26 protein-coding genes are annotated in these 23,630 nt (G+C 48.7%); 23 read left to right on the top strand and 3 right to left on the bottom strand.

All coding sequences use genetic code 11. The features are described from left to right. The first annotated feature begins 27 nt into the window (after nucleotides 1–27). The 4 genes from MCG46_RS17910 (at nucleotide 28) to feoB (MCG46_RS17895) (ending at nucleotide 3,805) form a co-directional block, all read left to right on the top strand. Nucleotides 28–165, top strand: coding sequence for a hypothetical protein (locus tag MCG46_RS17910; protein WP_240281178.1), 138 nt, complete (start codon nucleotides 28–30; stop codon nucleotides 163–165). Continuing rightward, nucleotides 162–1,166, top strand: coding sequence for an HD domain-containing protein (locus tag MCG46_RS17905; RefSeq protein WP_240281177.1), 1,005 nt, complete (start codon nucleotides 162–164; stop codon nucleotides 1,164–1,166). Before MCG46_RS17910 ends, MCG46_RS17905 begins: the two co-directional genes overlap by 4 nt. A gap of 417 nt (nucleotides 1,167–1,583) precedes the next feature. Next, entirely contained in the window at nucleotides 1,584–1,814 is a 231-nt protein-coding gene (locus tag MCG46_RS17900) for a FeoA family protein (RefSeq protein WP_240281176.1), read from the top strand. Beyond that, entirely contained in the window at nucleotides 1,811–3,805 is a 1,995-nt protein-coding gene (gene feoB, locus MCG46_RS17895) for a ferrous iron transport protein B (protein WP_240281175.1), read from the top strand. The genes MCG46_RS17900 and feoB (MCG46_RS17895) overlap by 4 nt, the downstream gene beginning before the upstream one ends. Before the next feature lie 194 nt (nucleotides 3,806–3,999). Here feoB (MCG46_RS17895) and MCG46_RS17890 read toward each other — a convergent pair whose 3' ends face one another. Further along, the gene (locus MCG46_RS17890; protein ID WP_240281174.1) at nucleotides 4,000–5,535 is read right to left on the bottom strand and encodes an FAD-dependent oxidoreductase; all 1,536 of its coding nucleotides are present in this window, start codon (nucleotides 5,533–5,535) and stop codon (nucleotides 4,000–4,002) included. A gap of 167 nt (nucleotides 5,536–5,702) precedes the next feature. On the opposite strand from MCG46_RS17890, the gene MCG46_RS17885 reads away from it, so the two are divergent. Genes MCG46_RS17885 through MCG46_RS17875 form a run of 3 tightly spaced genes read left to right on the top strand, consistent with a single transcriptional unit; the run spans nucleotide 5,703 to nucleotide 7,446 of the window. Beyond that, nucleotides 5,703–6,287 carry a TetR/AcrR family transcriptional regulator gene (locus MCG46_RS17885; protein ID WP_240281173.1) on the top strand — a complete coding sequence of 195 codons (585 nt, stop codon included), beginning with the start codon at nucleotides 5,703–5,705 and terminating at the stop codon, nucleotides 6,285–6,287. Nucleotides 6,288–6,320: 33 nt separating this feature from the next. Beyond that, the gene (locus tag MCG46_RS17880; protein ID WP_240281172.1) at nucleotides 6,321–6,989 is read left to right on the top strand and encodes a non-canonical purine NTP pyrophosphatase; all 669 of its coding nucleotides are present in this window, start codon (nucleotides 6,321–6,323) and stop codon (nucleotides 6,987–6,989) included. Nucleotides 6,990–7,047: 58 nt separating this feature from the next. Beyond that, nucleotides 7,048–7,446, top strand: a complete 399-nt coding sequence (locus MCG46_RS17875) for a metal-dependent transcriptional regulator (RefSeq protein WP_020226027.1) — start codon at nucleotides 7,048–7,050, stop codon at nucleotides 7,444–7,446. Nucleotides 7,447–7,621: 175 nt separating this feature from the next. On the opposite strand, the gene MCG46_RS17870 is transcribed toward MCG46_RS17875, so the two are convergent. Then, entirely contained in the window at nucleotides 7,622–9,073 is a 1,452-nt protein-coding gene (locus MCG46_RS17870) for an FAD-dependent oxidoreductase (protein WP_240281171.1), read from the bottom strand. A gap of 229 nt (nucleotides 9,074–9,302) precedes the next feature. On the opposite strand from MCG46_RS17870, the gene MCG46_RS17865 reads away from it, so the two are divergent. The 16 genes from MCG46_RS17865 to MCG46_RS17790 all read left to right on the top strand — a co-directional run bounded on the left by MCG46_RS17865 (nucleotide 9,303) and on the right by MCG46_RS17790 (nucleotide 23,187). Then, complete coding sequence (locus tag MCG46_RS17865) at nucleotides 9,303–10,325, top strand: MerR family transcriptional regulator (protein WP_240281170.1); 1,023 nt, start codon at nucleotides 9,303–9,305, stop codon at nucleotides 10,323–10,325. Nucleotides 10,326–10,701: 376 nt separating this feature from the next. After that, complete coding sequence (rpsL, locus tag MCG46_RS17860) at nucleotides 10,702–11,121, top strand: 30S ribosomal protein S12 (RefSeq protein WP_040452285.1); 420 nt, start codon at nucleotides 10,702–10,704, stop codon at nucleotides 11,119–11,121. Nucleotides 11,122–11,135: 14 nt separating this feature from the next. Then, a complete protein-coding gene (rpsG, locus tag MCG46_RS17855; protein ID WP_006058545.1) occupies nucleotides 11,136–11,606 on the top strand; it encodes a 30S ribosomal protein S7 in 471 nt (156 codons plus the stop codon). Nucleotides 11,607–11,645: 39 nt separating this feature from the next. Continuing rightward, the gene (fusA, locus tag MCG46_RS17850) at nucleotides 11,646–13,724 is read left to right on the top strand and encodes an elongation factor G (RefSeq protein WP_240281169.1); all 2,079 of its coding nucleotides are present in this window, start codon (nucleotides 11,646–11,648) and stop codon (nucleotides 13,722–13,724) included. Between the two features lie 78 nt (nucleotides 13,725–13,802). Next, nucleotides 13,803–14,987, top strand: coding sequence for an elongation factor Tu (gene tuf / locus MCG46_RS17845; protein WP_020226032.1), 1,185 nt, complete (start codon nucleotides 13,803–13,805; stop codon nucleotides 14,985–14,987). 101 nt (nucleotides 14,988–15,088) lie between these two features. After that, a complete protein-coding gene (locus MCG46_RS17840) occupies nucleotides 15,089–16,417 on the top strand; it encodes a helix-turn-helix transcriptional regulator (protein ID WP_240281168.1) in 1,329 nt (442 codons plus the stop codon). A 100-nt stretch (nucleotides 16,418–16,517) separates the two neighbouring features. Beyond that, on the top strand, nucleotides 16,518–17,000 hold the full coding sequence (locus MCG46_RS17835) for a twin-arginine translocase TatA/TatE family subunit (protein WP_240281167.1): 483 nt from the start codon (nucleotides 16,518–16,520) through the stop codon (nucleotides 16,998–17,000). A 25-nt stretch (nucleotides 17,001–17,025) separates the two neighbouring features. Next, nucleotides 17,026–17,196 (top strand): twin-arginine translocase TatA/TatE family subunit, encoded by a 171-nt coding sequence (tatA, locus tag MCG46_RS17830; RefSeq protein WP_240281166.1) that lies wholly within the window; start codon nucleotides 17,026–17,028, stop codon nucleotides 17,194–17,196. A gap of 5 nt (nucleotides 17,197–17,201) precedes the next feature. Further along, nucleotides 17,202–17,993, top strand: coding sequence for a twin-arginine translocase subunit TatC (gene tatC / locus MCG46_RS17825; RefSeq protein ID WP_240281165.1), 792 nt, complete (start codon nucleotides 17,202–17,204; stop codon nucleotides 17,991–17,993). Between the two features lie 143 nt (nucleotides 17,994–18,136). Next, nucleotides 18,137–18,898: a DUF975 family protein gene (locus MCG46_RS17820; protein WP_240281164.1), complete on the top strand. Its 762-nt coding sequence runs from the start codon at nucleotides 18,137–18,139 to the stop codon at nucleotides 18,896–18,898. Next, entirely contained in the window at nucleotides 18,882–19,544 is a 663-nt protein-coding gene (locus MCG46_RS17815) for an HAD family hydrolase (protein ID WP_240281163.1), read from the top strand. The genes MCG46_RS17820 and MCG46_RS17815 overlap by 17 nt, the downstream gene beginning before the upstream one ends. 294 nt (nucleotides 19,545–19,838) lie before the next feature. After that, nucleotides 19,839–20,048, top strand: a complete 210-nt coding sequence (locus MCG46_RS17810) for a FeoA family protein (protein ID WP_240281162.1) — start codon at nucleotides 19,839–19,841, stop codon at nucleotides 20,046–20,048. A 14-nt stretch (nucleotides 20,049–20,062) separates the two neighbouring features. Beyond that, the gene (locus tag MCG46_RS17805) at nucleotides 20,063–20,284 is read left to right on the top strand and encodes a FeoA family protein (protein ID WP_020226040.1); all 222 of its coding nucleotides are present in this window, start codon (nucleotides 20,063–20,065) and stop codon (nucleotides 20,282–20,284) included. Between the two features lie 66 nt (nucleotides 20,285–20,350). Beyond that, nucleotides 20,351–22,522, top strand: a complete 2,172-nt coding sequence (gene feoB / locus MCG46_RS17800; protein ID WP_240281161.1) for a ferrous iron transport protein B — start codon at nucleotides 20,351–20,353, stop codon at nucleotides 22,520–22,522. A gap of 24 nt (nucleotides 22,523–22,546) precedes the next feature. Further along, a complete protein-coding gene (locus MCG46_RS17795; protein WP_240281160.1) occupies nucleotides 22,547–22,774 on the top strand; it encodes a FeoB-associated Cys-rich membrane protein in 228 nt (75 codons plus the stop codon). Nucleotides 22,775–22,998: 224 nt separating this feature from the next. Next, entirely contained in the window at nucleotides 22,999–23,187 is a 189-nt protein-coding gene (locus MCG46_RS17790) for a hypothetical protein (RefSeq protein ID WP_240281159.1), read from the top strand. 34 nt (nucleotides 23,188–23,221) lie between these two features. Here MCG46_RS17790 and MCG46_RS17785 read toward each other — a convergent pair whose 3' ends face one another. After that, nucleotides 23,222–23,584, bottom strand: coding sequence for a MerR family transcriptional regulator (locus MCG46_RS17785; protein ID WP_240281158.1), 363 nt, complete (start codon nucleotides 23,582–23,584; stop codon nucleotides 23,222–23,224). Nucleotides 23,585–23,630 lie beyond the last annotated feature (46 nt).

Genomic DNA, 23,630 nt, shown 5'->3' with positions numbered 1-23,630 from the left:
CTAAAGGATAGAAAATGAGGAATCAGAATGAAATTAAGAGTGGAGCAATATAGAAGAAAAGCGGCGGAGAGCGGGGATGCGCGGCAGCTTCCAAAGGTGAAAGGACAGCCGATGGAAGGTTTTCTTAAGCTGAAGCGAGAAGATGAAAGGGAGCTTGTTCTATGACCCGCGAAGGAATTTTGTTTCCCATCCTGAACGAGTCAATTCCCGATTGGCTTGGCGAATTCGCTCAAACGCCGTCGATGCAGCGGCTGAAAGGGATTGGAATGAACTGCGGTCTGGAATACACTCAGTTTCCAATATACCGGCACCTGACAAAGCCGTATTCGCGCTATGAACACAGTATTGGCGTGGCCTTGATCATCTGGCATTTTACGCACGATTTGGCGCAGAGTGCAGCCGGCTTGTTCCACGATATCAGTACGCCTGTTTTTGCTCATGTGATAGATTTTCTCAATCATGATCATCTCAGACAGGAATCGACGGAAGGGTCAACCCGGCAGATCCTTGAGAATGACTCTCGGCTGCAATCTCTGTTAAAAAAGTGGAACTTGCGTACAGATCAGGTGGCGGATTATCACCAATATCCGATTGCCGATAATGATTCTCCTCAGCTGTCTGCCGATCGGCTGGAATATACGTTAGGGAATGCAATCGCGTTTCAAGCTTATCCCCTTTCCCGATTACAAGCGCTGTTCGAGGATCTGGTGGTGGCTGCAGACGAACACGGACAGCCGGAGCTGGTCTTTCAATCCTTTGAACGGGCCAGGGAATTTGTCCGGCTGGCTTTGATTAATTCGTGGATTTATGTGGCGGATGAGGATCGGTACGCCATGCAGAGACTGGCGAATTTAATCCATCAGGCATTGGCGCTCAAGGTTCTTGTCCCGCAGGATCTGATGAGCAGCGAAGCGCAGGTGATTGCCAAGCTGAAAAAGGATCCGCAGATGGCCAAAGCTTGGGAAGCTTATTGCCAATGTGCTCATGTGCGACGGCATGCGAATCCAGACAACCCATCCGAATGGCTGCAGATTCCCGCCAAGCTGCGCTGGATTGATCCGCTTGTTCAGGGACAAGGACGGCTCAGCCAGATGAATTCATTTTATCATGCTGAAATTGAACAATTTTTGCGGCAGGATCAAACCCTTTGGCTGTGTGCTGATTAACGTGTTTTTGAATTCTTATTGACATGGGTGTTAGACTGTGATAACATGTAAACATAAGTTAGATAATACTAACTTAAATCGCAGATTCTCCTCTTTTCTGCGAAACCCTGCAAAGGAAGCTGCGGTCCCGGTTCTTTATTGATCATAAAGAATCCGCAGTTGACTCTGAATGATCATCCCAACCTCTATATTTCCTAACTATTTCCCCTAAAATAAAAAAATGGATGATCGAAAGCTGAACTCTCTAACGCTGGCCGCGGAGAGTTCTTTTTTCTGTTTTCGATCGATACTTCTAAGGAAACCTGAAAACTAAAGTTGCCTTTCTCTAATAAAGTTAGTCAATCTTAACAAAATACGTTGACAAGGCAGGGTACAATGCTAAAATTGTACTGTGTAGAATTAGAAAGAAGGGTTGGCATGACCTTATTTGATTGTCAGGTTGGTGAAAAGGCGGAGGTTCTCGGCGTCAGTGGGGAACGCGCAATCCGCAAACGTCTGATTGATATGGGAATTACTACAGGCACAGTCCTGTTTATTCGAAAAGTAGCGCCGATGGGCGATCCAATTGAAATTCGCTGCCGCGGCTATGAGTTATCGCTGCGCAAAGATGAAGCGAAAACAATTGAAGTCAGGAGGGTTGACCGATGAACTTTAAAGTGGCGCTGGCGGGAAATCCAAACTCCGGAAAAACGACGCTGTTCAACCGGCTGACCGGATCGAAGCAGCATGTCGGCAACTGGCCGGGCGTAACGATTGAAAAAAAGGAAGGTTCCTTCCAGATCGAGGAACATGAGATCACGCTGGTGGATCTGCCGGGGATTTATTCGATGTCTGTTTACAGTATGGAGGAAATTGTCGCCCGGGATTTCATCATGGAAGAACATCCCGACTTGATTTTAAACATTGTCGACGGAACGAATATTGAGCGGAATTTGTATTTAAGCCTGCAGCTGAAAGAGCTGGGCATTCCGATGGTCATCGCAGTCAACATGCTGGATGAGCTGAAAGGCAAGGGCATCACCTTGGATCTGAAACAATTATCAGCACTTTTGGATACGCCGGTGGTTGCCATCAGTGCGAAAAATGGCAGCGGCATGGCGGAGCTGATTCATGAACTTGTCCACAATACGCACAGCTCCGTTTTGGAGTATGATTCATCAACCGAAGCCATTTTAAAACAGATCAGCGTGATCCGCGAAGCCTGTCAGCACGACCATGTGCATGATAAGTTCTATGCGATGAAAATGCTGGAAAACGATGAAGCGATTGTGCGGGATCTGCGGATGTCCCAGGCGCAGCTCAGTCAGCTTGAAGCGCTGCAAAAGCAGTTCTGCGATCAGCGCGGCCAGCGGGAAATTGATATGGCAGTCGCGGATATGCGCTATTCCCTGATCGAAATGATGATGAAGCAGTGTGTTAAAAAACGCGAAAGTGAAACATCGGTGTCGGATCGGATCGACATGATCGTGACGCATAAATACCTGGGTATTCCGGTCTTTTTCCTGATTTTGTTCTGCATGTTTATCGTGACCTTCGGGCCGATCGGCGAAGGGTTAAAGGGCTGGGTTGAAATGCTGATCAATGATGTGCTGGCTGAAAATCTTCTGGCAGCGCTGGCATCGATGGCCGTCGCGCCGTGGGCATTGGATTTGGTCAATACCGTCATCGGCGGGGTTGGCAGCGTCCTGTCATTCATGCCCCAGATCATGCTTCTGTTTTTATTTCTGTCGGTCTTGGAGGACAGCGGCTACATGTCGCGGGCAGCCTTTCTGATGGATGGCATGCTGCGGAAAATCGGATTGAACGGCAAGGCGTTTATCCCGATGCTTATGGGTTTTGGCTGTACCGTGCCGGCAGTCATGGCTTCACGGGTCTTGGAACATGAACAGGATCGCAAAATGACGATTCTTTTGATTCCGTTTATGTCCTGCGGCGCCAAGCTTCCGGTTTATGCGCTGTTTGCCGGAATCTTCTTCCCCGCGCATTCCGGCATCGCGATCTTCAGCATGTACGTACTGGGGATTCTGGTTGCGGTTGGCTGCGGATTCTTATTGCGGCATACGGTTTTTAAAGACAATGAATCCACTTTCATTCTGGAACTGCCGCCGTATCGGATTCCTTCGTTTCAGGTTACGATGAACCACATGTGGCAGAAGGCCAAGGGCTTTTTGATCAAAGCAGGAACGATCATCTTCTCCATGACAGTGCTGCTGTGGGTGCTGACCAATTTCAGCTTTACGCTGCAGATGGTGGATGATCCGACGGCGAGCATTCTGGGAATGATCGGCCGGTTCATTGCCCCGCTGTTTATTCCGCTGGGCTTTGGTCACTGGCAGTCGGCGATCGCTTTGATCTCCGGTCTGATCGCGAAGGAAAGCGTAGTGTCCTCGATGGCAGTCATGTATAACGTCGGTAATGTTTCGCAGCTGGCAACTGTGCTGACCCAGGTCTTTACCCCGGCTTCTGCAATTGCCTTCATGACGTTTGTTCTGCTTTATGCTCCATGTGTTGCCGCGATTTCGGCGATTCACTCCGAAGCGGGAAGCTGGAAATATACGCTGAAGTCGATTGGATTTCAGATCAGCGTTGCCTACTGTGTGTCGTTTGTCGTCTATCATGTCGTTTCCTTGCTGATGTAGTTCAAATTTCTGACCGACTAAACATTAATGAAAAATGAAAGTTTGAAATAAGGCGCAGATGAAAATCACGCCTTTTTATTTGGCGTAGATGGAAAAATTTTGATAGGGGAAAAGGTCAGAACTCTTCATAGATAGAAAAAGGTTTATCTCAAACGTCTGAAATAAACCGTATTTTAAAGAATAAGTCAGTCAATCTAATGATTCAAGTTTTCTAAGATGGTTGAAGCTGCTTTTCGAGCTGAAACCAAGGACCAGGCATTCATGCAGGAAGGCATGGATTCAACACCGTTAGCGCCACCGACAATCTCGCCTGCTGCATACAATCCTGGAATGACTTCGTTCTGTGTATCAAGCACCTGCATTGCATCATTAGTTTTAACACCGCCCAGCGTTGTCGCTGTCCGCAGCTTCAATTCGATAATATAGTAGGTATCGCCTTCAATTCCGCCGGTCAGTTCGCGGCCGAAGTCTGAATCATTTCCTTTTTTTGCCATTTCATTGAAATGCTGTACTGTCTCAGTCAGCTTTACAGGATCAATACCTGCCTGTTCAGCAGCACTGCTCAATGACTCCGCACGGATAAAAATCGGCTGTCCTTCGCGCTGAAACCAGTCTTCAGCCAGTTCTGTAGATAACACGGTTGAAGTATAAGCATACCAGGCATCATATCCAGCCTGATCCATAACGAGAAACATTTTCTTCTCAGGCTGCAGCAGCTGAGCTTCCTTAATCGATACAAAATCGGTATTCTCATTGATGAAGCGGCTTCCTTCCAAATTAACATAAATCGAACCAGTTGTATTGGTTGTCTGTTTGGAGCCGATAGCACAGGAAATGCCGTTTCTGACCAACGCCCCTTCGTCTGTCAGCTCTTTTTCCTGAGGGTTTAACAAGCCTTGTGGATAAATTTTCATCGTATCCATGAAAAGTGTTTGCGCGCCAATCTTTTCCGCCATTTTAATACCATCTCCGGTCGAGGACACCGCACCGTAGAAAACGACATCTTCCAGACCTTCAGGACGAAGATCTGGGCTGGCGCCGAATCCGCCTGTCGCTAATAAAACTGCATCAGCATACAGAAGGATTTCTTCTCCGGCTTTGTCTTCCGCTCGGATTCCGATGACTTTTCCAGCGTCTGTCAAGAGTTCCTGAGCTTTTGTATCATAGAGAATCCGACCGCCTAATTCCTCATATTTCGTCTTTAAAATTTGAACATATTGACTTCCGCCTCCATCGACAACCATCACTCGGTCGTGAGTATGTTCAGGATAGCTTAAAGGCGAAGCTTCGGTAAAGGGTACGTGCAGATCGTCTGTCAGCCAGTTAAAAGCAGCGCCCATGTTTTCAGCGTAGAGCCGGGCCAGATCCTCCTGATTCTTTTCTTTTCCGCCTTTCATCAAGTCCTGATAGATCGTTTCCGGATCATCATCAATTCCTTTTTCTTTTTGAAAGGTACTTCCTCCTCCTGCAATATATCCTTCGCTTAATAAAGTTGCTCCGCCGGCAAAACTCATTTTTTCGATAATCAAAACATCCTGTCCAGCTTCCAGAGCTGTAATTCCGGAAATGAGTCCGGCTCCGCCGGCACCGACAATGACGACTTCTTCATGATATTCTTGGGTAGAAGGCGATGCAGACTGTGGCTGAGCGGAGGCTGGGCTTGCAGAACAACCAGCCAAGAGGCTGCTGATGAGTAAAAAGGCCGCAGGAAAAACATTGAGTTTTCTCATTTTTTTCTCTCCTCTGTTTGTTTTTATATTCTTTGTTATAGACTGCAGTCTATAATTGAATTATACATTTTGCCAATTGTTTGTCAACAGATTAACATGGTTGAATTTTAAAAGTAGTTTTAGATCTGGGAAATTTATGATATATTGAACACAACGAAGGTGACAACATGGCGATTAAAAAAACGGAAAAGCAATTAAAATCGCAGCAGAATAAAGCGACAATTTATACCACAGCCCTGCGTTTGTTCAGCGAATATGGTTATAATACAGTAACGGTGGATGATATCTGCGAAGCAAGTCATCTGTCCAAGGGGACATTTTATTATTATTTCAAAGCTAAGGAAGATTTGGTCATCCTAGCCTTTTTTCAGGAAATGGATCTCTATCTTGAACAGTATTTTAACTTGGATGACCATCAGCCGTTGCTGGATCAGATGATAAGTCTAATACAGTGTATGTTCGATTATGCCTGCTCAAAGGGAAAAGAATGGACGCGGCAATCGTACATCGGCCAGATTCGGACGCAGATTGAGCTGATGATTGAAGATCGGGCAATGGTCAAAATTTTATTTCATCTGATCCGTCGGGGAAAGCAGGAACAGGCATTTCGATTGGATTATCAAGAAAAGGAATTCTATACTGTTATTATCGGAACGTTTACCGGTCTGTTGATCAAATGGTGTACCGATTCTGAAGATAAATATGATTATGCGAAATTTGTATCCAATCAAGTTCGCCTTCTGTTTCGATAATTCGGATGAGTGAAAGTTGAGTTAGTAAATCGGATGAAAACAATTTGTTATGCAACGCATAATGTGAATAAAATTGAAGGAATGCGGCGCTGGCTGGCGGACTATGCGGTGCAGATTGTTGGGATACATACGCTCAATGCTCCACTGATCGTGGAGGAAACCGCGGACAGTCCCTGCGGCAATGCGCTGTTAAAAGCACGCGTTGGTTTTGCGCAGACCCGCATGGCCTGTATCGGTCAGGATTCGGCCTTTCAGTTTCTTGATCTTGACCCTCAGGATCCCGATCAGCCAGGTTTGTATGTTCGGCGGAAAGACGGCGTACATGAGATGAGTGATGATGAAATGCTGGCGCATTATCAGCGCCTTGCCCATCGCCATGGCGGAAGACTGATGGCGGCTTATCTGGATGGCTGGGCGGTTGTCGATGAAACAGGACAGGAAGCGGTGTTTCAGCTGACAGATCCTGAGCTGATTCGGGCCGGCGGATTCTGGCTGTGTGAGAGCGCTCACCCTGTCCGTCATCCGGGCTGGCCTTTGGACAGCCTCAGTCTTGACCCGGAAACCGGTCTTTATTTTACCGAGGAACAGCCTGATGAAAGACAAAGCAGCTCAACGCGCAGCCTGGCACGAAAAGAGGGGCTGCGGCAAACGGTGGAGTTTCTTGCCCGATCTTTAAAATTGCAGCGAAAGAAAGCGGTTTAGTTGTCCAAGTTCAAAGGATTTGTTATAATAAACTGCAGAAAGCGAGGGCAGGATCATTATGGAAAGAATGAATGAATCATCAGAAAATTATCTGGAAAGCATATTGATTCTGGAACAGCGCAACCCGAGCGTCAGAATGAGCGATATCGCCGCCATGCTTCATGTCAGCAAGCCCAGCGTCAATAAGGCCATGGGTGTCTTGAAGGATGCCGGATACATTCATCAGGAAGTTTACGGTACGATCCACTTAACCGAATCCGGCCGGCATTATGCCCAGAAAGTCTACAGCCGCCATGTTTTGTTTAAACGATTTCTGATGGAAGTGCTTGAGATCGACGAACAGACAGCGGAGGAAGATGCCTGCCATATGGAACACTGTGTCAGTGATGCCACGATGGACAAACTGCGGATCTTTCTAACCGAGGCTCTGGAACGCAGTGATCAGAAACAAAAGTAAAAATACAGGAACCAGTCAGGCGGCGCTATAGGCCGCTTTTCTGTTGGAAAAAAGTTCTGACAGTTTGTGAGACTGGAGTCCTTGCCGGAAGTTTGCGGACATAATAAAACGCCGTCTCCAATTAGTCAGAAACGGCGTGATCGCAGGGGTGCGATTCTTTTATATCGGTTATAACTTAGTTTGCGGATTGGATCTGTGAAGCCGCATGCTGAGCAGCGATCCGACCAAAGGTGATCGCGTTGGAGATGGTGTAGCCATTGGAATTGGTAACGGTGGTAACTTCACCGGCGGCATATAAGCCTTCGATAACGCTGCCGTCAATGCGTGTTGCCTGGGCATTGGCGTTTTTGGTGATGCCGCCATGACAAACGCTGGAGAAGAAGGTCGTCTTTAACGCATAGAACGGGCCTGTGGAAATCGGGAACCAGAACTGGGCTGTCCGGTTGTAATCTTCATCTTCCATTTTAGCCGCAAAGGAATTCCAGCGGTCTACTGTCGCTTTTAACGCTTCCGCATCCATTCCGGTCTTCTGGGCCAGCTCATCCAGAGTATCCGCAACCACAATTCCTTCGTGATCTTTGGCTGCATCTGCGATCTGCATCATCTGCAGAGAAGCTTCATCCGCAAGGCTCCAGAAATAATCCACACCGGTTCTTCCATAAAGCTCAACGACATCATCTTTAATTTCCTGATTCCAGGTCTGCGCCGTTCTCTTCTCATCCATGAAGCGGCGGCCATCCTGTCCGACAAAAATCGTAAACATGTACGGGAACTGACTTGTGCTGTTTTCCACTTCGCGCAGATAGACCTGAATCTGATCCAGATTCTGGACGCCGGCTCCGATGGCCGAAGCCATGACCAGGCCGTCGCCGCTTTGATAGCTCAGATTGGAAGTCTGGAAATAACGGTTCGGTTCAGCAGCGCTGGCCATCAGCTCAGCGTTTGCGCTGTACCCGCCGGTGGCTAAAAGCGTTGCCTTGGCTTTGATCCGGATTGTTTTTCCGTTTTCATCCACACATTCAGCGCCGATCACCTTGCCGTTTTCAGTGATGAGCGAGGTTGCTTTGGTATTCTTGCGGACTTCGATGGAGCGATCCGCAATGGCTTTTTCAAAAGGTTCTCTGAGACCTGAACCTTCCCCTTCGACCAAATGAATCGTCTGCAGCGTTCCATATCCGTCTTTGACGATCACTTCCGGCTGGAACTGAACGCCTAAGGTGCCGATCATCCAGTCGATCGTTTTGCCTGCGCTTTCGATGGTCAGACGGGTTAATTCGTCGTTCAGAATATAATGTTTTTCACGCTGCTGTTCGGCAATGACCGCTTCGATATCGACATGCAGGGCCAGGGCTTTGGTTACTTCTGTTTCAACGCCGCCGAAGATGCCGCCGGAATAAACGGCCGCACCGCCAAGCATGCCGGTCTTTTCAACAATCATGATTTTTTCAATTCCCTGATCAGCCGCTTCGACTGCGCTGGCAATGCCCGCGGCCCCTCCGCCGACGATCAGATAATCGACCTCTGCATCAAAATTCGTGGTGGTTGTTGTCTGGGGTGCAGGGGCTGCCGTACATCCGCCTAACAGCAGCGCTGCCAGAAGGGGTAAGAAGATCCGTTTCATTTTCATCTCTTTTTTCCTCTCTTCGCTCATGCCGCACCTTACGGCGCAATGAGCCTTTCTTCTTGATTTCAGAATACAACATCCGTCACAAGGACAGTCAACCCCGCTTTTTCTTTGCTTTTTTTCTGTTTTTTAGCCCCGGAAAAAAGATTTTCTGAACATTTAATTATTAATTTCACAAATTATCTTGCAAAATCTGTCCTGTAAGGGTATGCTTTGGCTGAGGTGAATTTCGATGCGTGTTCATGAAGTCTGCAAGAAAACCGGGTTAAGCCGCAAAGCGGTACATTTTTATATCCAGGAAGGTCTGATCTCTCCGGTTAAAAATGAAAATGGCTACTATGACTTAAACGAATCTGATCTGAAAACGCTGGAAATTATTCAGCGGCTGCGGCAGTTGGATCTTCCCATTGAAGTCATTCATGAAGCGTTTCGGTATCCGATCTCGCTGAATTTTTTTCTTCATCGTCACGTTTATCAGAGAAAACAGAAAATCAATGAAATGGCCGCTCAGCTGGAAGTGATTCGTTATCTGCTGGAAACTATCCCCTGCAATGCCACGCCGGAGTTTCTGCTGAAACTGCCGCGTCAGCATTTTGACACGCTGCCGCAGATCCGGCTGGCTGATTCCATGGATGTTGTTTCGGATGCGCGCATGATTGCCATTTTATTGCTGGCACCGTTTTTGGATATTGAAGTTGACCCGTACCGGCAGTTTCTCTGGGATCGGATTTCTTCTGAGCTCAAGCTGCACTTCAAAGAGAATCTGAAATATTTGCAGCGGCTGATTTATCATCTCAGCGCTCAAGAAATTCAACAGTCGACGGAAGCGCAATATGCACTGTTTCTTCGTTTATCCCAGGGAGAATCTCTGGATCCGTTTGAAACAGAACTTTTGAATCAGTGCCGGCTTTTAAGCCATGACGAGCATCTTCAATCCATCTGGATCTTATTATATGAGCTCATCCTGCGGCCTGATTTGGAATTCTATCAAAGCGCCATTCTGGGCTTAATGATGGAATTCAGCGATCGTTTCACACTTTGCATGCAGCGCCTGGAAACGATTCTGCTGCGTGTCCAAAATAATCCGGAGTATCTTCCGCTTCTGCAAGAGCTGAAAGAAGCGCTGCAGGGAAAATTCCAACTGGGACAGGGACTGAATTCAGACTTGTTTCTCGTATATACCTTTAGCTGCGGCCTGTTTTCTTCCTGTATTCAGCAGCAGCTGCAGGACTGGCTGAAGCCGCCGCTTTTTTGAAGCTAAAGTCTAAGGTATCAGGGATGCATTGATCATTTAAATAAGGAATGCTGCGAAATTGACAATCTGGACAGAGTGATAAAGAATGTTGGTGTTGAAAGAATAAAAGGTTGAAGTCCGGGTATACCAAAAGAGCTGAAATCCTGCGGAAAAAGGCAAAATGCAACGCCTGTAACGGTGGATTGCCCGGGAATTTGAAAAGAAATGGAAAAAAACGAAAAAGTCTGTTCTTTTCTCGTTGACAATTATTCGTTTATCCGCTAGAATTAACCTCGCTTAGCTACGAATAAGGGTTTCCTATGCGGAAACTTATATTTATGCCAAGGAATGGCACGCTTGGAAGTGTGTGCTTGAAAAGATCGAAAGGAGAAAAACCATGCCAACGATTAATCAGTTAGTCCGCAAGGGCCGTGAGAACAAGGTTTGGAAATCGAAGTCCCCGGCTTTAAACAGAGGTTACAACAGCCTGCAGCGTCAGGCCACCAACATTGCATCGCCACAGAAGAGAGGCGTCTGCACCCGTGTCGGAACCATGACACCGAAAAAGCCGAACTCGGCTCTGCGTAAATACGCGCGTGTTCGTCTCAGCAACGGAATGGAAGTTACAGCTTATATCCCAGGAATCGGTCACAACCTGCAGGAGCACAGTGTTGTTCTGATCCGCGGCGGCCGTGTTAAGGACCTCCCAGGTGTCCGTTACCACATCATCCGCGGAACTCTGGACTGCGCCGGCGTTGCCAACCGGAATCAGAGCCGTTCTCTGTACGGGGCAAAGAAGCCGAAAGCTAAGAAATAAGGAGGGAATAACACATGCCAAGAAAAGGTTATATTGCGAAGAGAGATGTATTGGTTGATCCAATTTACAATTCGAAACTGGTCACTCGCCTGATCAACAAGCTGATGCTGGACGGCAAGAAAAATGTCGCTCAGGATATCCTGTATAACGCTTTCGATATCGTCGAAGCGAAGACAGGCCGTCAGCCGATGGAAGTTTTTGAACAGGCTCTGTCCAACATCATGCCGCTGCTGGAACTGAAAGTTCGCCGTGTCGGCGGTGCCAACTACCAGGTACCAATCGAAGTTTCTTCTGAAAGAAGACTGACGCTGGGTCTGCGCTGGCTGGTTAACTACAGCCGTCTGCGCCATGAAAAGACCATGGAACAGCGCCTGGCTGCGGAAATTATGGATGCGGCCAACGGCACCGGGGCTTCCGTCAAGAAGAAGGAAGATACCCACAAGATGGCCGAAGCCAACAAGGCCTTCGCTCATTACCGCTGGTAAGCGGCTGCAGAATCTGCAGAGTTACGAAAGGAGAAATTTATGGCTCGTGAATTTTCGCTAGAAAATACCCGTAATATCGGAATCATGGCTCACATTGATGCTGGTAAAACCACCACAACGGAACGTATCCTTTATTACACCGGAAAAACTCATAAATTGGGAGAAACCCATGACGGCGCCTCTCAGATGGACTGGATGGCGCAGGAACAGGAACGTGGCATCACGATCACGTCCGCGGCTACAACCGCTTCCTGGAAAGGTCACCGCATCAACATCATCGATACTCCGGGTCACGTTGACTTCACGGTAGAAGTTGAACGTTCCCTGCGTGTTCTGGATGGCGCGGTTACAGTTCTGGATGCGAAAGCAGGTGTTGAACCGCAGACGGAAACCGTTTGGCGTCAGGCAACGACCTACAAGGTTCCGCGTATCGTCTTCTGTAATAAAATGGATGCGACCGGCGCAGACTTCATGATGTCTGTCCGCAGCATCGGTGATCGTTTAGGCGCGAAAGCGGCGGCGATCCAACTGCCGATTGGTGCGGAAAACACATTCCGCGGCATCATCGACCTGCTGGAAATGCATGCGATCTTCTATGCGGATGATCTGGGAACCAAGATGGAAATCAAGGAAATCCCGGCTGATATGCTGGATCAGGCGCAGCAGCTGCGGGCTGAATTAATCGAAAAAGCAGCCGATTACGATGATGAACTGATGATGAAGGTATTGGAAGGCGAAGAGCCGACGATTCCTGAAATCAAAGCAGCGATCCGTAAGGGCGTCTGCTCCTCGGAATTCTTCCCGGTTCTGTGCGGTTCTGCGTACAAGAATAAGGGCGTACAGCTGATGCTGGATGCTGTTATTGACTACCTGCCGTCTCCGCTGGATATCCCGGCGATTCAGGGTCATCTGGAAGATGGAACGCAGGAAGCCCGTCACGCTGACGATAAAGAACCATTCTCAGCGCTGGCCTTCAAGGTTGCGACGGACCCGTTTGTCGGCCGTCTGACTTACTTCCGGGTTTACTCGGGTATGGCCAATGCCGGTTCTTATGTCTTAAACGCAACCAAGGATACCCGCGAACGTTTCGGCCGTATCGTTCAGATGCATGCCAACCACCGTGCTGAAATCACGGAAGTGTATGCGGGCGATATCGCAGCGGCAGTCGGCTTAAAAGCAACGACGACCGGCGACACGCTGTGTGATGAAAAATCACCGATCATTCTGGAATCCATGGTATTCCCAGAACCAGTTATTCAGATGTCCGTTGAACCGAAGACCAAAGCTGACTCCGACAAGATGGGCTTAGCGTTAGCGAAGCTGGCGGAAGAAGATCCGACGTTCAAAACATATACGGATGAAGAAACAGGCCAGACGATCATCGCCGGTATGGGTGAACTTCACCTCGATATCATCGTTGACCGGATGCGCCGTGAATTCAAGGTTGACTGCAACGTCGGTGCGCCGCAGGTTGCTTACCGTGAAACGATCCGTCAGGAAGCTGAATGTGAAGGTAAGTTTGTCCGTCAGTCCGGCGGCCGCGGCCAGTATGGTCACGTTTGGATCCGCTTTGCACCAAATGAAGAAGGCAAAGGCTTTGAATTTGTCGACGGTGTTGTCGGCGGCACAGTTCCGCGCGAATACATCAAACCGACTCAGGAAGGCTTGGAAGCAGCCCTGAACAATGGTTTGGTTGCCGGTTATCCGGTCGTTGATATCAAGGCTACACTGTTTGACGGTTCTTACCATGAAGTCGACTCGTCTGAAATGGCGTTTAAGATTGCGGCTTCCATGGCCTTAAAAGAAGCGGCTAAGAAATGTAAGCCGGTTCTGCTGGAACCGATCATGTCGGTTGAAGTCACAGCACCAAACGAATATCTCGGCAGCGTTATGGGTGATATCACCAAGCGCCGCGGTCAGATCCGCGATCAGGAAGAACGGGCTAACGCGATCGTTGTCCGGGCTTTTGTACCGCTGTCTGAAATGTTCGGTTATTCCACGGACCTGCGTTCATTTACTCAGGGCCGCGGCAACTATGTAATGCAGATGGACCACTATTCAGAAGTTCCGAAGAGCATTGCTGAAAAAATCGCCAAGAAAAACGCTTCCGCTGAGTAATCTGACCTTGATTTCTTCGGACGTTTATCTTAAAATAGACTTGGCTAATTGAATGGAAAATTAGGAGGAATTTGCAAAATGGCAAAAGCAAAATTTGACAGATCTAAAGAGCATGTCAATATCGGTACCATCGGTCACGTTGACCATGGTAAAACTACACTGACAGCCGCTATTACAAACCACCTGGCTAAGAACGGTATGGCTGAAGCTAAGGCTTACGACCAGATCGATGGTGCGCCGGAAGAGAAGCAGCGCGGTATTACAATCAACACTGCACACGTTGAATACCAGACGGCAACTCGCCACTATGCTCACGTTGACTGCCCGGGCCACGCTGACTACATCAAGAACATGATCACTGGTGCAGCTCAGATGGACGGCGCGATCCTGGTTGTTGCGGCAACTGACGGACCGATGCCTCAGACACGTGAACACATCCTGCTGGCTCGCCAGGTAGGCGTTCCTGCAATCGTTGTATTCCTGAACAAGTGCGACATGGTCGATGATGAAGAACTGATCGACCTGGTTGAAATGGAAGTTCGCGAACTGCTGAGCGAATATGGCTTTGACGGCGAAAACGCTCCGGTTATCCGCGGTTCCGCTCTGAAGGCTCTGGAAGGCGATCCGGCTTGGGAAGGCAAGATCGATGAACTGATGGATGCAGTTGACAGCTATGTTCCGACTCCGGAACGTGACGCTGACAAGCCGTTCCTGATGGCTGTTGAAGACGTCTTCACAATCACAGGCCGTGGTACTGTTGCGACAGGCCGTGTTGAACGTGGTATCCTGAAGCTGGGCGAAGAAGTTGAAATCGTTGGTATCCACGATTCCAAGAAAACGGTTGTTACAGGTATCGAAATGTTCCGTAAATTGCTGGACTTCGCTGAAGCTGGCGATAACATCGGTGCGCTGCTGCGTGGTGTTAACCGTGATGAAGTACAGCGTGGACAGGTTCTGGCGAAGCCGGGAAGTGTTCATCCGCATACTGAATTCAAGGCTCAGGTTTACGTTCTGACCAAAGAAGAAGGCGGACGTCATACACCGTTCGTTTCCAACTACCGTCCTCAGTTCTACTTCCGTACAACGGACGTAACTGGCGTCATCAAACTGCCGGAAGGCGTTGAAATGTGCATGCCGGGCGACAACGTTGAAATGACAGTTGAACTGATCGCTCCGATCGCTGTTGAACAGGGAACAAAGTTCTCTATTCGTGAAGGCGGCCGTACAGTTGGTTCTGGAAACGTTATCGAAATCATTAAATAAGTTGAGTGATTCGTTAAAAAATCCTGAAAAAGAGATCCGTGAGGATCTCTTTTTGCGTTTGGGAAACGCCGATGGTATAATAAAAAACAGGAGAATTTGGCATGAATACAACCCGACACGATTACATTAGCTCACATGTTCTGCAGTTCCATCAGACAGCATTGCGTCATTCCGGGACAGCGCTGACGCTTGTCGCGATCCTTCAAGGGCAGGCTCAGGTCAAGCGGTTCAGCCGGCTGGCGGAAATGAATGCCGGCGATGTTTTTTTTGTCAATGCCGGTGAGGTGTGGGCCATGACATCGCGTGAGGGCTGTGTGGCCTTGTGTGTAGATGTGGAAACAGCGCTTTTGCCGCAGGTGAGCTATCCTTACGCGGATCGGATTCAGCTGGTGGATTCCCTGGTGGATCCGGAAGAAACCCGGGAAGTTTCGCTGGTTTACCGCGACTGTATCTTTCTGAAAGACGTGCTTGAAAGCTATCGGCTGTTCAATCAGGAGGAACCGGCCGGTCAGCGTCAGCTGATGGAAGAAAAGCTGGGATTGACTTTGGTGATGGAATATAATGTGCAGAATGAAATCAATCGTCAGTTCCGATCTGTCAGTGAGGATAAATTCGTCCGCTATTATCGGATCATTGATTATATTCAGACGCATCTGGATGCCAAGCTGACGCTGCAGCAGGCGGCCGAGGCTGAAAAAATGCAGAAGAGCTATTTTGCCCAGCTGTGGAAACAAAATGACAACATGACCTTTTTGGAATGTGTCAGCCGTTATCGGCTGCGGGAAGCGGAACGGCGGCTGTTGTTTACGGCTGCCAGCAATGCGGAGATCTGCAAGGCCTGCGGGTTTTCCGATTCCAAATACTTTTACCGCAATTTCCAGCAGGAATTCGGGATGACGCCGAGTCAATGGAAGAGCCTGTGGACAAAATCCCGCTTTCCGGATGAGCGGATTCTGTCTCCGGCAGAAGGTCAGCAATACGTTGCAGCGCAGCAGTGTCAGCTGGACTATGTCAAAACCGATACCCGCCTTTATCAGCAGTATCTGTGGCTGCGGGATCAGTCAGCCTTGAAAGCTTCGGCCTCGCTGGAACTGAAGCTGGATCTGTATCATCCGGACAACGTGCTGATGCTGGGACAGCAGCGCGTATTAACCTGGTATGGATTTGACCTGTTGATGAACCTGGTTCGTCAGCGGCAGCTGAGCGTGACGCTGCAGATTCGGATGGATTGTCTGGAGGGGGAGCAGGATCGGCAGGAATTTGAAGAACTCATCGCTCAGGTTTATGCCCGTCTGGGAACCCGTGTTACGAAAAACTGGAAATTTGAGCTGCATTGCCGCCAACCGCAACAGCTGAGGGAAGCGGAAAACCTATGCGGGTGGATGCGGAAGAAGCTGCCTGCCTGCAAAGTCGTCTGCGTTCTTGCTTGAGTAGTCAATATATCAAAAAATAAAATCATAAAAATATAAATATTCGCTATACAAATGCCAAACGACTTGTTATAATAATCTCACAAAGGAGAAACGGGGTATGAAGATAGGAATTACCGAGATCGTTATGATCTGTGTGATCGCGTTGGTGGTTCTGGGGCCGGAGAAGCTTCCGATCTACGCTAAGAAGCTGGGCGCATCGCTGAAAGAAGTCAAAAAGGTGACGGGTGATCTGTCCAAGGACATCCGCGAGAATATCGTCGAGCCGCTCGACGAAGCGAGTGCACCGCTGAAAGAAGCGATTGAACCAATCGTTTCACTGAAAGAGGACGTCAATAAGTCGATTGACGACGTCACCAAGTCGTTTAAGTCAATTGGCAAGCCGGCGAAGAAGGAAGAACCGAAGCCGGAAGTCATTGAGGCGGAAGTCAGTGAAGCTGCGGTGGAAGCAGAAACGGAAGTTTTGGCGCAAACGGAGGAACCGGAAACACCGTCACTGGCCGAAACCTACACGGGCCGCAAGGCGCCGCGCCGTTCACGTCCAACGGCAAAAAGTACAGGACGCCGCACGCATAATGCGTAATGAATAAAATCAGGAGGGAAAACTTATGTTTGGAAAATTTGGTACAACTGAATTATTAGTCGTCTTAGTCATCGTCATCATCGTTTTTGGTCCGAAGCAGCTGCCTAAGTTAAGCAAAATGTTCGGCAAGACAATTAAGAACTTTAAGGAAGGCATGTCCGATAAGGATTCTGACAAGTCTGACGACGAAGAATAAGCACTATGGCGAAGCATAAACAGAAACAGGAACAAGAGAATGAAGAAGCGGTCATGTCGCTGACCGGTCATCTGAAAGAACTGCGCAATCGGATTCTGATTGTGATCGCGGTTCTGTTCGCTGGCTTACTGATCTGTTTCAATTACGCGGGGCCGATCGTTAACCTGTTGACGGAACAGGGGACAGAACTGGGATATCAGTTCGTGTACCTTTCACCGCAGGCTTTGTTCATGCAGTATATCAAGGTTGCGTTGATTGGGGCAGTATGCCTCGGTTCACCGGTAATTCTGTATGAAATCTGGGCGTTTATCCGTCCCGGGCTGGAACGCAGGGAAAACTTTGTCTTTTTCTTCGCGATGGTCGCGGGTTTGTTTTTCTTCATTCTCGGCGCAGGATTTGCTTATAAGATCGCGCTGCCGTTTATGTTGTATTTTTTCATCAACGTTAACGCCTCCACTTCCATTGTCGCGTCCATTTCGATTGAAAGCTATCTCAGCTTTATCATGACGATTTTCATTACTTTCGGCACAGTGTTTGAAATGCCGGTGGCTACGGTCATCCTGACACAGCTGGGATTAATGCGTCCGGAATGGATGGTAAAAGGCCGCTCTGTGGTCATCGTTGTGATCTTTGTTGTTGCGGCTGTTATCACGCCGCCGGATGTTGTGTCGCAGGTTATGATTGCGGTGCCGATGCTTCTGTTGTATCAGCTGAGCATCGGGTTGTGCCGCATTTTCAGGAAGCGCAAAGTGGCGAACAGTGAAGATGAGGATGAAGAGGAAGAAACAAAAGAATAGCCGAAACAGTCATTCAATACCGTTTCCATTCTGATCAGGAGAAATTCCTGATCTTTTTTTTGTTCGAAAATGGACAAACTCTGCCGCAATCCTAGGATTTTGAGGAATCTTCGTGTAAAATAAAAGCAGAGGAGGGGATGGTTATGTTTGTACGAGCTGAATTAAAACGCCGAGCGAAAGAGGTGCTGAGCCGGAAATATTTAAAATTATTTCTAGCCGCGTTGATTTTGTACTGGCTGACAGATGGAATTCCAAACTTCAAGATTTTTTCAGTGAATTTTAATTTTGGAGTTCCGACATCACAATGGCTGGACGCCATGACGATTACGCTGCTGGGCAAAACGTATGTGGGCTTGTCTTCGCTATGGGGGCTGTTTGGTCCGCTGGTTTTGATGTATACGCTGCTGAGTGCGGCTGTCGCGGTTTTACTGCGGCTGGTCGTTTTCAATCCGCTGGGATTTGGCGTCATGAATTACTTTAAACGCGCCGCAACGGATGAGGAAAATGTCAACGACGTCTTCCGCAGCTTTAATCAATGGGAAGAACTGAAGCGTGCTGCATTGACGGGCTTCTGGCGGGATCTTATTGTGTTCCTGTATTCCTTGTTATTTATCATTCCCGGTGTTGTTAAATCGTACAGCTACCGATTTGTACCCTACTTGACAGAAGATGAACCAGATCTCGATCCTCAACAGATCCTTGCGCTTTCCCAGGAAATGACGCAGGGGATCAAGCTGGATTTGTTTGTGCTGGATCTTTCCTTCTTTTTATGGTATGTATTAGGGGCGATCACGTTCAATATCGGCACTTATTTCATCCATCCTTATATTTATCAGACGGATGCGGAGTGCTATCTGGAGGTTCGCAGTCAATACTATGGAGGAATGCATGAGAACTGGGATTAAGGGAATTTTATTTGATTTGGATAATACGCTGATCGATCGGCAGGCCGCCGCGAATGCCAAGGTCAGAAAACTGGTGGCTGAGCTGTTTCCGCAGGTGCAGGATCCGGTGGAGTTTGAAAATATTGTTCAGAAGCTGTTGACCTGGGATGAATATGGATCCATTCCCAAGATCCATATGTATTCGATGTTGGCAAAGGAATACGGCTTAAGTGAGGAACAGAGAGAAGCTTTATGTCAGGATTGGGGAGAAACCTTTGGTGATTATACCGTTGTTTTTCCACAGGCCCGCGCGGTCGTTGAACAGCTGAAAAAGAAGTATAAAGTCGGCATCGTGACCAACGGCAGCTCTAAAATGCAGCGGCGCAAGCTTGAACTTTGCGGACTGGCGGATCTGTTTGAGGTGATCGTCATTTCCGGTGAGTTTCAGGCCCATAAGCCGGATGTTGAAATCTTTCTGGAAGGTGCACGTCAGCTACAGCTGCCGCCGCAGGAAATTGCGTTTGTCGGGGATACGTTCTTTACGGATATCATCGGTGCGTATCGGGCCGGGATGCAGCCGATTTGGATTTTTTCCAACCCTGGCCAGCAATGTCAGGCGGATCTGCCGCGGATTTATCAGATTGAGGAACTGCTCGATCTGTTGTAAACTCTGAGTAATATAGAAAAATAAAGATGGAAAGCAGGAGAGGGTAGCCTGGAAGGGCAAAGCGGAATTCCTGCTTTTTCTCATCTTATAATAGTAGAGCGCAACCATTCCGATCCATCCGGCAGCTTTTCGTTTATCAGAGGGGCTGATATCCTAACTGTCAAGCAAAATGCCTGAAAAGAGGAAAATTCTGCAAAAAGAGATTGACATTACAGTTAGATTGGGATAACATTAGTTTCGTAAGTTAGCTAAGGCTAATGATTGCGATCTACAACTTGAAAAGGAGTGAGGTTGATGCCGTTAACATTGGCACAGACAGGGCAGATCAACGCGGTTAAACGCATCGGCGGGAAGGAAGAAGTGCGCCGTTTCCTGAATTCATTGGGATTGGTCGAAGGCAGTGAAGTCATGCTTGTTTCTCAGAACCAGGGCAACGTCATCGTCAAAGTGAAAGAATCCCGAGTTGCCATCAGCAAGGAAATGGCCAATAAGATCATGATATAAAAAAGGAGAACAGAATGAAAACATTGAAAGACATTCCCGTCAGGGAAACGGTCTCCGTCAAGAAGCTTCATGGTGAGGGTGCTGTCCGACGGCGGATCATGGATATGGGAATTACCAAAGGCACACAGGTATACGTGCGTAAGGTTGCTCCGCTGGGCGATCCGATTGAGGTCAATGTCCGCGGCTATGAATTATCACTGCGCAAAGCAGACGCGCAGATGATTGAAGTGGAATAAAGGCGAATACGCCTGTCTTTTTTGGAATAAAAGTTAGCTCAGACTAATTTTAAGGAGGAACAGACCATGGGAATTAAAATTGCGCTGGCCGGCAATCCGAACAGCGGGAAAACGACACTTTTTAACGCCTTAACCGGTTCGAATCAGTTTGTGGGCAATTGGCCGGGCGTGACGGTTGAAAAGAAGGAAGGCCGGCTGAAGGATCAGAAAGACGTTACGATTACGGATCTGCCGGGAATTTACTCACTTTCTCCCTATACGCTGGAGGAAGTCGTCGCCCGGAATTATCTGATTCATGAGCGGCCGGATGCGATTTTGAATATCGTTGACGGCACCAATCTCGAACGCAATCTGTATTTAACCACGCAGCTGCTGGAGCTGGGAATTCCGGTGGTCGTTGCGATCAACATGATCGACGTCGTCAAGAAAAACGGCGATCAGATCCACCTGCAGCAGCTGGCGAAAGCGTTGGGCTGCGAGGTGGTGGCAATTTCGGCCTTGAAGCAAACTGGAATCAAGGAAGCTGCGGCTCAGGCCGTCAAGCTGGCGCACAACCAAGAAGCCTTGCCGCCGGTGCATCGATTCAGCTCCAATGTGGAACAGGTTCTGGATCAAATCATCTCACAGCTGCCTTCTGATATCCCTTCCGCCATGCAGCGTTTCTATGCGATTAAGCTGTTTGAGCGCGACGATAAAATCGCTTCGATGATGAGTACGGTCCCAAATGTTGAAGCTTTGATTCAAAAGACGGAAGACAAACTGGATGAGGATGCCGAGAGTATTATCACGAATGAACGCTATAACTATATCAGCTCGATTATTCATCAATGTTATGCAAGAAAAAATCAATCGCGGATGTCGGTCTCCGATAAAATTGATTCCATCGTCACCAACCGCTGGCTGGCACTGCCGATTTTCATTGCGGTGATGGCGTTAGTTTATGCGGTTTCGATGGGCGGCTGGTCGGTTTCGATCGGAACACTGGGAACGGATTGGGCCAACGATGTTCTGTTTGGTGAATGGGTTCCTGGCATGGTCGGAACGTTCTTGAATACGATGGGGGTTGGCGGATGGCTGGCCAGTTTGATTCAGGACGGCATTGTTGCTGGTGTCGGCGCGGTCTTAGGCTTTGTACCGCAGATGCTTGTGCTGTTCTTCCTGCTGTGTATTCTTGAGGATATCGGATATATGGCTCGGATCGCGTTCATCATGGACCGAATTTTCCGACGCTTTGGCCTGAGCGGCAAAAGCTTTATTCCGATGCTGGTGGCGACAGGCTGCGGTGTCCCGGGCATTATGGCTTCCCGGACGATTGAACAGGATCGTGACCGCAAGATGACGATTATGACAACCGGTTTTATTCCCTGCGGGGCCAAAATGCCGATCATCGGTCTGTTTGCCGGAGCCCTGTTCAACAATTCCGCCTGGGTCGCGACGTCCGCTTATTTTATCGGTGTTGCGGCGGTGATTCTGTCCGGCATCCTGCTGAAAAAAACAAAGCTTTTCGCAGGCGATCCGGCACCGTTTGTCATGGAGCTGCCGGCTTATCACATTCCATCCGCATCGAATGTGCTGCGGGGAACTTGGGAGCGCGGCTGGTCGTTTATCAAGCGGGCAGGCACGATCATTCTGCTGAGCTCCATCGTCCTGTGGTTCTTACAGGGATATGGCTTTGTCAACGGCGTATTTCAGGCGGTAGAGGATAACAATCAATCCTTGTTGGCACTGATCGGCAATGCGGTAGCATGGATCTTCTATCCGCTGGGCTGGATCGGTGATATGGGCTGGAAAGCGACGGTCGCGACGATGACCGGTCTGATCGCCAAGGAGGAAGTCGTCAATACATTCGCTGTGCTGTATCATTACAGCGGTGAATTGAGTGAAGTCGGCAATGAAATCTGGTCCTTCGTCGCGGCGGACTTTACCGCGCTGTCGGCATACAGCTTCATGATTTTCAATCTGTTGTGCGCACCCTGCTTCGCTGCGATGGGGGCGATCAAACGCGAAATGAACAATCCGAAGTGGACAATCGGAGCGATTGGTTACATGTGCGGCTTCGCTTATGCTGCGGCGATGATCGTCTACCAGATCGGCGGCTTCATCACCGGCGAGGTGCCGCTGACGCTGTTTACGGTCATCGCGGCCGTCCTGCTGGCGGGTCTGATTTACCTCTTAATTCGCCCGTATAAGGAAAGCAAGACGCTGCAGGTGGAGCTTAAGGAAACCGTGAAGATCTAAGCCGAAGGGCGGAAAGGAGAAACAATGCAGCCTGAAATTCAAAGTCTGTTGGGACAAAGTCTGGTCCTGATGCTTGTCGCGGGCGTCTGTCTGCTTGCGATCCGCAGTCTGATTCGGGAACACCGCAGCTCCGGTTCGTCCTGCAAAGGCGGCTGCAGCGGCTGCGGTATGGACAAAATTTGTCATAGTGATGCTGTCGAGAATCCCTTGGTCAGCGCATACCGCCAGGACCATCCGGTCCGGCACGGATAAATTCATTTCATCGAGGGGACTTGCTTCCCTCGATTTTTTGACTTCGTGAAGCAAGCGATTTTGCCGCCTGGATAAAGAAGCGGAATGGGAAAAGCGAAGATGGAAATAAAGACGTGGATTAATAGGATGCGTCATTGATTCGGATGTCGTAATCCCTGGCAGGCATTTCTATTTATTCTTTGTCCGCATCCGGATATAATAAGGAAAAGAAAGGTGGGGATCTTATGGCAACGTTTCTAGTCGTGGGCGTGATCGGTTTGTGGACCGTGTACTGTCTGATTCGGCTGCGCTCGAAAAAACACCGGGACTGCACGGCCTGCGCCAGTTATCAAGCCGGCAGCTGCCAGGCCAAACAGGCATTGTGTGATTACCGCAAAGATCATCCCCTCCCGGATCCATCCATCAAAAAATAAATCCCGCCTGCAGATCATGCCAGACGGGATTTGTTTATTTTGCCGAAGGGGTGCTGAATATTTTCATTTTCCTCTCCAGCACAGCGAGGTTTTCCTGCAGCTGTTCAATCTGATGCTCAATCTGTGCCTTGTGATGCTCGAACAAATCGGCGCGCTGACTGAGCGTTGCATCGCCCTGGCAGATCAGCTCGGCAAACTGCCGGATTTCCTCAATCGGCATTCCGGTTTTTTTCAGACACTGGACGATCTGCAGCAGCTTGAGATCCGCTTCGGAAAACACGCGGACCTGACCGGCCCGGCGCGCTAACGGGCCAATAATCCCACGTTTTTCATAATAGCGCAGCGTGGAGGCTGGAATATTGAGCCGTGCGGAAATTTCTTTGATCGAATAATTCATAACTTTCCCTCTTTCACCTTGACTTCAACCTGGGTTTAACTTGTAT

The organism is Holdemania massiliensis (assembly GCF_022440805.1).
GTDB lineage: Bacteria > Bacillota_I > Bacilli_A > Erysipelotrichales > Erysipelotrichaceae > Holdemania > Holdemania massiliensis_A.
The sequence above is the reverse complement of the archived record's forward strand: the minus strand, read 5'-3'. Positions and strand labels throughout refer to the sequence as shown.

Coding starts and splice junctions, on each gene's coding strand:
- MCG46_RS17805 (WP_020226040.1), top strand. CDS start 20,063: ATGAAAACATTGAAAGACATTCCCGTCAGGGAAACGGTCTCCGTCAAG.
- MCG46_RS17910 (WP_240281178.1), top strand. CDS start 28: ATGAAATTAAGAGTGGAGCAATATAGAAGAAAAGCGGCGGAGAGCGGG.
- MCG46_RS17795 (WP_240281160.1), top strand. CDS start 22,547: ATGCAGCCTGAAATTCAAAGTCTGTTGGGACAAAGTCTGGTCCTGATG.
- MCG46_RS17900 (WP_240281176.1), top strand. CDS start 1,584: ATGACCTTATTTGATTGTCAGGTTGGTGAAAAGGCGGAGGTTCTCGGC.
- tatA (WP_240281166.1), top strand. CDS start 17,026: ATGTTTGGAAAATTTGGTACAACTGAATTATTAGTCGTCTTAGTCATC.
- MCG46_RS17810 (WP_240281162.1), top strand. CDS start 19,839: ATGCCGTTAACATTGGCACAGACAGGGCAGATCAACGCGGTTAAACGC.
- fusA (WP_240281169.1), top strand. CDS start 11,646: ATGGCTCGTGAATTTTCGCTAGAAAATACCCGTAATATCGGAATCATG.
- MCG46_RS17840 (WP_240281168.1), top strand. CDS start 15,089: ATGAATACAACCCGACACGATTACATTAGCTCACATGTTCTGCAGTTC.
- rpsG (WP_006058545.1), top strand. CDS start 11,136: ATGCCAAGAAAAGGTTATATTGCGAAGAGAGATGTATTGGTTGATCCA.
- tatC (WP_240281165.1), top strand. CDS start 17,202: ATGGCGAAGCATAAACAGAAACAGGAACAAGAGAATGAAGAAGCGGTC.
- feoB (WP_240281175.1), top strand. CDS start 1,811: ATGAACTTTAAAGTGGCGCTGGCGGGAAATCCAAACTCCGGAAAAACG.
- MCG46_RS17815 (WP_240281163.1), top strand. CDS start 18,882: ATGAGAACTGGGATTAAGGGAATTTTATTTGATTTGGATAATACGCTG.
- MCG46_RS17865 (WP_240281170.1), top strand. CDS start 9,303: ATGCGTGTTCATGAAGTCTGCAAGAAAACCGGGTTAAGCCGCAAAGCG.
- MCG46_RS17820 (WP_240281164.1), top strand. CDS start 18,137: ATGTTTGTACGAGCTGAATTAAAACGCCGAGCGAAAGAGGTGCTGAGC.
- tuf (WP_020226032.1), top strand. CDS start 13,803: ATGGCAAAAGCAAAATTTGACAGATCTAAAGAGCATGTCAATATCGGT.
- MCG46_RS17785 (WP_240281158.1), bottom strand. CDS start 23,584: ATGAATTATTCGATCAAAGAAATTTCCGCACGGCTCAATATTCCAGCC.
- feoB (WP_240281161.1), top strand. CDS start 20,351: ATGGGAATTAAAATTGCGCTGGCCGGCAATCCGAACAGCGGGAAAACG.
- MCG46_RS17790 (WP_240281159.1), top strand. CDS start 22,999: ATGGCAACGTTTCTAGTCGTGGGCGTGATCGGTTTGTGGACCGTGTAC.
- MCG46_RS17875 (WP_020226027.1), top strand. CDS start 7,048: ATGGAAAGAATGAATGAATCATCAGAAAATTATCTGGAAAGCATATTG.
- MCG46_RS17870 (WP_240281171.1), bottom strand. CDS start 9,073: ATGAAAATGAAACGGATCTTCTTACCCCTTCTGGCAGCGCTGCTGTTA.
- rpsL (WP_040452285.1), top strand. CDS start 10,702: ATGCCAACGATTAATCAGTTAGTCCGCAAGGGCCGTGAGAACAAGGTT.
- MCG46_RS17905 (WP_240281177.1), top strand. CDS start 162: ATGACCCGCGAAGGAATTTTGTTTCCCATCCTGAACGAGTCAATTCCC.
- MCG46_RS17885 (WP_240281173.1), top strand. CDS start 5,703: ATGGCGATTAAAAAAACGGAAAAGCAATTAAAATCGCAGCAGAATAAA.
- MCG46_RS17880 (WP_240281172.1), top strand. CDS start 6,321: ATGAAAACAATTTGTTATGCAACGCATAATGTGAATAAAATTGAAGGA.
- MCG46_RS17890 (WP_240281174.1), bottom strand. CDS start 5,535: ATGAGAAAACTCAATGTTTTTCCTGCGGCCTTTTTACTCATCAGCAGC.
- MCG46_RS17835 (WP_240281167.1), top strand. CDS start 16,518: ATGAAGATAGGAATTACCGAGATCGTTATGATCTGTGTGATCGCGTTG.